Annotated in this window: 6 protein-coding genes; 2 read left to right on the top strand and 4 right to left on the bottom strand. The window is 65.7% G+C overall.

Features of this window, described 5'->3' with window-relative positions; all coding sequences use genetic code 11:
* Window positions 1-704 (bottom strand): enoyl-CoA hydratase family protein (locus V6M39_RS02070; protein WP_332641999.1); only part of this gene is annotated, 704 nt, incomplete at its 3' end.
* Between the two features lie 48 nt (window positions 705-752).
* On the opposite strand from V6M39_RS02070, the gene V6M39_RS02065 reads away from it, so the two are divergent.
* Complete coding sequence (locus V6M39_RS02065) at window positions 753-1,499, top strand: SDR family oxidoreductase (protein ID WP_332641998.1); 747 nt, start codon at window positions 753-755, stop codon at window positions 1,497-1,499.
* Window positions 1,500-1,517: 18 nt separating this feature from the next.
* Window positions 1,518-2,396 (top strand): SDR family oxidoreductase, encoded by an 879-nt coding sequence (locus V6M39_RS02060; RefSeq protein ID WP_332641997.1) that lies wholly within the window; start codon window positions 1,518-1,520, stop codon window positions 2,394-2,396.
* A gap of 289 nt (window positions 2,397-2,685) precedes the next feature.
* On the opposite strand, the gene V6M39_RS02055 is transcribed toward V6M39_RS02060, so the two are convergent.
* The 3 genes from V6M39_RS02055 to V6M39_RS02045 are packed head-to-tail and all read right to left on the bottom strand — an operon-like array spanning window position 2,686 to window position 4,990.
* Window positions 2,686-3,435 (bottom strand): SDR family NAD(P)-dependent oxidoreductase, encoded by a 750-nt coding sequence (locus tag V6M39_RS02055; RefSeq protein WP_332641996.1) that lies wholly within the window; start codon window positions 3,433-3,435, stop codon window positions 2,686-2,688.
* Entirely contained in the window at window positions 3,432-4,508 is a 1,077-nt protein-coding gene (locus V6M39_RS02050) for an NAD(P)H-dependent amine dehydrogenase family protein (protein ID WP_332641995.1), read from the bottom strand. Before V6M39_RS02050 ends, V6M39_RS02055 begins: the two co-directional genes overlap by 4 nt.
* Window positions 4,505-4,990, bottom strand: coding sequence for a carboxymuconolactone decarboxylase family protein (locus V6M39_RS02045; RefSeq protein ID WP_332641994.1), 486 nt, complete (start codon window positions 4,988-4,990; stop codon window positions 4,505-4,507). The genes V6M39_RS02050 and V6M39_RS02045 overlap by 4 nt, the downstream gene beginning before the upstream one ends.
* Window positions 4,991-5,069: the final 79 nt, after the last annotated feature.

Below are 5,069 nucleotides of genomic sequence, written 5' to 3'. Positions count from 1 at the left end.
CCCATCAGGTTGAGCTCGAAGGTGAAGCCCTGCTCGAACCGGTAGCTGTGGTTGACGTCGACCGGCTCGATGCCGTTCAGCGCCTCCTTGGCTGCCCGGATGACGCGACCGTCCTTGGCCGCGATCTCGGCGGCGACAGCCAGCGCGGCCTCGTCGAGCTCGTCCCGGGGGACCAGTCGGTAGATCGAGCCGAACCGGTGCAGCTCGGAGGCGGGGATGGTCGCCGCGGTGAAGTAGAGCGCGCGCATCATCTGCTGCGGCACGAGGCGAGCCATGTGTGTCGCAGCACCGAGGGCGCCCTGGTTGACCTCGGGAACGCCGAAGTACGCGTCGTCGCTGGCGACCACGATGTCGGCGTTGCCGACCAGGCCGACGCCGCCACCGACGCAGAAGCCGTTGACGGCAGCGATGACGGGAACGGCGCACTCGTACACGGCCTTGAAGGCGGCGAAGCAGCCCTTGTTGGCACCGATCAGCGCGTCGAAGCCGGTGGTGTTCTGCATTTCCTTGATGTCGACGCCGGCGTTGAAGCCTTTGCCTTCGGCGCGGAGCACCACGACCTTGACGGCGGGGTTGGCTGCCACGGCGTTCAGCGCGTCGGCCACGTCGAACCAGCCCTGCACGGGGAGGGCGTTGACCGGCGGGTGGGCCATCGTAACCACGAGGATCCCGTCGTCGCGAAGCTCACTGGTGACTGCAGACATGGAGACCCTTTCGAACACAACCAAGCACTTGCTTGGTACTGTATCAGTATGTCTCTCACGATTGACCTGACCGGCCGGGTGGTTCTGGTGACCGGCGGATCGCGCGGAATCGGCCGGGGCATCACCGAGACGTTCGTCTTCGCCGGTGCCACGGTGGTCACCTGCGCCCGCTCCGAAGCCGAACCGTTCCCAGGGACGACGCACGTGCAGTGCGACGTACGCGACCCCGAGTCCGTCCAGGCGATGATCGACGGCATCGTGGCCGAGCACGGCCGCCTCGACGTACTGATCAACAACGCCGGCGGAGCGCCTGCAGCTCTTGCAGCCGAAGCCTCGCCGCGATTCCACGACAAGATCATCGGACTCAACCTCAATGCACCACTGCTTGTTGCTCAGATCGCCAACCAGGTGATGCAGGAGCAGGGCAGCGGCGGATCGATCATCAACATCTCGTCGATCAGCGCCAACCGCGCCGCCCCCACGATCGCCGCATACGCCGCCGCCAAAGCTGGGATCGACTCGTTGACCAAGAGCCTGGCGATGGAGTGGGCACCCAAGGTCCGGGTCAACGCGATCGACGTCGGACTCTGCCGTACCGAGCAGACCGACGATCACTACGGCGGCGACGAACGCGTCGCCAAGATCGAAGCCACCATCCCGCTCGGTCGGATGGCTCGTCCCGACGAGGTCGGCAACGTCGCCGTGTTCCTCGCCAGTGACCTCGCCTCCTACGTCAGCGGTGCCAACGTCGGCTGCGACGGCGGCGGCGAACCCCCCGTATTTCTTCACGTCTGAATCAACCAAGGAGTACCAGTGAGCTTGCTTGAAGGTCGTATTGCCATCGTCACCGGCGCTGGACGAGGGATCGGGCGTGCCCATGCGCTCGAGCTGGCCCGTCAGGGCGCGAAGGTCGTGGTCAACGACTTCGGCGTCTCCAACAACGGAGAGAAGACCGATTCGCCCGCCCACGACGTTGTCGCCGAGATCGAGGCGATGGGTGGCGAGGCAGTGGTGAACGGCGCCGACGTCGCCGACTTCGAGCAGGCCGAGGCGATGGTCCGTCAGGCAATCGACACGTTCGGCGGCCTCGACATCCTCGTCAACAACGCCGGTTTCGTCCGCGACCGCATGCTGGTCAACGCGACGGAGGACGAGTGGGACGCCGTCATCCGGGTTCACCTCAAGGGTCACTTCGCTCCGCTGCGACACGCTGCGACGTACTGGCGTGCCGAGTCCAAAGAAGGTCGCCAGCGGGCGGCCCGGGTCATCAACACCACCTCTGGTGCTGGGCTGCAGGGCTCGATCGGCCAGATCGCGTACTCGGCAGCCAAGGGCGGCATCGCCACGATGACCCTCGTTGCCGCTGCCGAATTGGGCCGTGTCGGTGTGACGGTCAACGCCATCGCACCGGTGGCCAAGACCCGCATGACCGAAGGTGCCTTCGACACATCCGAGATGGCACTGCCGGAGGACAACTCACCCATCGTCGCCTGGCTGGCATTGGAGGCCGCAGGCCACGTCACCGGGCGGGTCTTCGAGAGCGACGGCGGCAAGCTCACGTTGGAGGAGGCCTGGAACCACGGCGCCTCTCGTGACAAGGGCTCCCGCTGGGAAGCCGCCGAGCTCGGTGAGATCGTGGATGCTCTGATCGCCGAGGGAAACGCCCCCGAACCGGTCTACGGCGCCAGCTAGACCTATCGGGCACCAGCGGGACTACGGCATGCTGAGTGTCGTGACGTCGAGACGTTGGTACCGATTAGGACACCCGAAGTCTGGCCGATCGGTTGTGTATTACGCCCGTCGTAGCGCGGCTTTTGGCGCGATGTTTGGGGCGATTGGGGCGCTGAGTCCGCCCGCTTCGTCAGAGATAGGCAGTTGGTCAGATCGAGGCTTGCTGTTCCTCATGATCTTCGTGGGTGCGATCGCGCTCTGCACGCCACTCCTATGGGTGATCTATGGCCGGCGCAACTCTGAAGAGCGGTCAGCCAGCTAGGTGACCTTGGTCGACCATCTGGATGCTGCCGTGGACGGATGACGCGTCGTCCGAGGCCAGGAAGGCGATGACGGCGGCGACGCTGTCGGCGGTCATCATTCCGCGCTTCGCAGCGACGCGCATGATCAGCTCCCAGTCGGCATCGTCAGGCACGCTGATGGTCGCCACCTGCGGAGTGTCCATACCGCCGGGACAGACGCAGTTCACTCGGAGCGGTGTCTTCAGGTACTCGATGGCCAACGCCTTGGTGAGGCCCACAATGCCGTGCTTAGCGGCTGTGTAGGCGGCCGAGTAGGCCTCGCCCATTACACCGGCGACTGACGCAACGTTGACGATGTTGCCGGACGTCTCGAGCAGGTGCGGGATTGAGGCCTGGCAGAGATAGAACGCGCCACTGAGGTTCAGGGCGATGTCGGCGTCCCACTCGTCCTCGGTGACGTCAGTCGTGATTCGGAAGTCGTGACGGCCCGCGTTGTTGACCAGGACGTCCAGGCGCCCGTACGCATCGACGGCAGCGGCCACCGCAGCCCGGCAGTCGGCGGGCGATGCGACATCGAGAGGTCCGAACCGCACCTCACCCGGGAGATCAGCGCAGGATGCGGCGACCTCGGCCAGCTTCTCCTGATCGCGGGAGGCGGCGTACACGAGAGCGCCAGCCGCTGCGAAGCGACGGACCGTCGCCGCACCAAGTCCCGAGGAGGCCCCTGTCACCAGGATGCTGCGTCCGGCGAACGTCATACGCCCACGATTCCGCGGCCTGTGACCAGCGGCAGGTCGAGCGCTGTCACCAGTCCGGGCTCTGCGGCGACGACAGCGGGCACGGCGTTGACGAGGCGTTGGGCCGTGATGATCATGCCGCTGTCGTTGTGGTCACCGTGCTCGCCGATGTGCGTGAAGTCGACTGTCATCATCGGCTCGCCGGTGATCTCGATCCGGTAGGAACCGTCGCCGCTGGCGGGCTTGGGCCAGTCGGGAGCCTGGTCGACGTGCGTACGAGTCACGTGCTCGACGACGATCCGGGGCTCCCCATCGACCATGCCGATGACCTCGAACCGCACGGCCGCCATGGTGCCCTTCTTGATGTCGACGCAGACCGTCGACATGTCAGCCTCGGCGGGAAGCCGCTCGACGACCTCGACCAACGGCTCGTCGAGCGTTACGCCGAGTCCCGCCGCCATCTGGCGCACCACGGGGCCCCACCCGGACGAGAGCATGCCCGGTTGCCAGAGCGGCGCCACCTCGTCGATCGGCTTGCCGAAGCCAAAGATGTCTCCCATGGTGACGGCCTGGTCGTACGTCGAGTAGTCGGCGATCTCGAGCACTCGCACCTGGTCGATCCGTTGGCTCAACGAGGTGAGCTGCAGCGGGAAGATGTCGTTGGCCCAGCCTGGGTCGATGCCGTTGGCGTGCAGGCTGGCGTTGCCCTTCTTGCCGGCATCCTCGATGCGCTCCCACATCGAGTCGGGGAGCGTCGGGTTGGGATAGAGGAGGATGACGGGACCGCTGGCGACGACGTTGATGCCGGCCTCAAGAAATCCGACCAGGTCCTCGTATGCCTCGAAGAACCGGTCTTCGGTGATGGCGCAGTAGACGATGCAGTCGGGCTTGGCGGCGAGCACGGTGTCGCGATCGGTGCTGGCAGTGACGCCGAGGTCGCGGCCGAGGTCGGCCAGCTGACCGACATCCTTGCCGTTCTTGTCAGGGTTGCTGACGAAGACGCCGACGAGCTCGAGCTCGGGGTTGCGATCGATGCCGGCGATCGCGTGACGGCCGAGGGTGCCCGTGGACCAGACCGCGACGCGCGTCGTCATACGACGTGTGACGGCAGCACGCAGGCGGTGTCGAGTCCGAGGATCCGGTTCAGACGTCCGAACGACAGCCACGAGCCGATGCACATACTGAGCTCGACGACCTCGCGCTGGTCGTATTCGGCGAGCATCCGCTTCCAGAACACATCGTCGATGCTGTGGTGGTCCGACGCGTACAGCTCGGCGTACTCAGCGGCCAGGCGCGTACGTTCGTCGAACGCGTCCGTCGTGCGCCAGTTCTGCACGGCTTCGTCGAACGTGTCCTCGACCTTCTCGCCGTCGCGCTCGGTGCGCCAGTCCTGGCAGAACAGGCAGCCGTTGATCTGCGCGATGCGCAGGCGGGCCGCCTCGAACTCGCGGAGACCGAGTGTCGAGTCGGAGTAGACCTTCAGCGCCATCTTCGCCGCGGCGCCGCCGATGCCGGGGACCATCTCGCCCCAGACGTAGTTGATGGGGTCTTTGCCTTCGGGTACGTCGATGATCATGCTTTGACCGTCCTTGAGAGCTTGCCTACGGCTGGGATGAGCGGAACCTGGAGTGCGTCGTACAGACCTGGCTCGTTGT

It is taken from the genome of Aeromicrobium sp., from assembly GCF_036675695.1.
GTDB lineage: Bacteria > Actinomycetota > Actinomycetes > Propionibacteriales > Nocardioidaceae > Aeromicrobium.
This window is presented reverse-complemented; position numbering and strand designations above follow the sequence as displayed.

Bases quoted from the DNA above. Each gene is read 5' to 3' on its own strand.
- V6M39_RS02045 (WP_332641994.1), bottom strand. From the start codon at position 4,990: ATGATCATCGACGTACCCGAAGGCAAAGACCCCATCAACTACGTCTGG.
- V6M39_RS02065 (WP_332641998.1), top strand. From the start codon at position 753: ATGTCTCTCACGATTGACCTGACCGGCCGGGTGGTTCTGGTGACCGGC.
- V6M39_RS02050 (WP_332641995.1), bottom strand. From the start codon at position 4,508: ATGACGACGCGCGTCGCGGTCTGGTCCACGGGCACCCTCGGCCGTCAC.
- V6M39_RS02055 (WP_332641996.1), bottom strand. From the start codon at position 3,435: ATGACGTTCGCCGGACGCAGCATCCTGGTGACAGGGGCCTCCTCGGGA.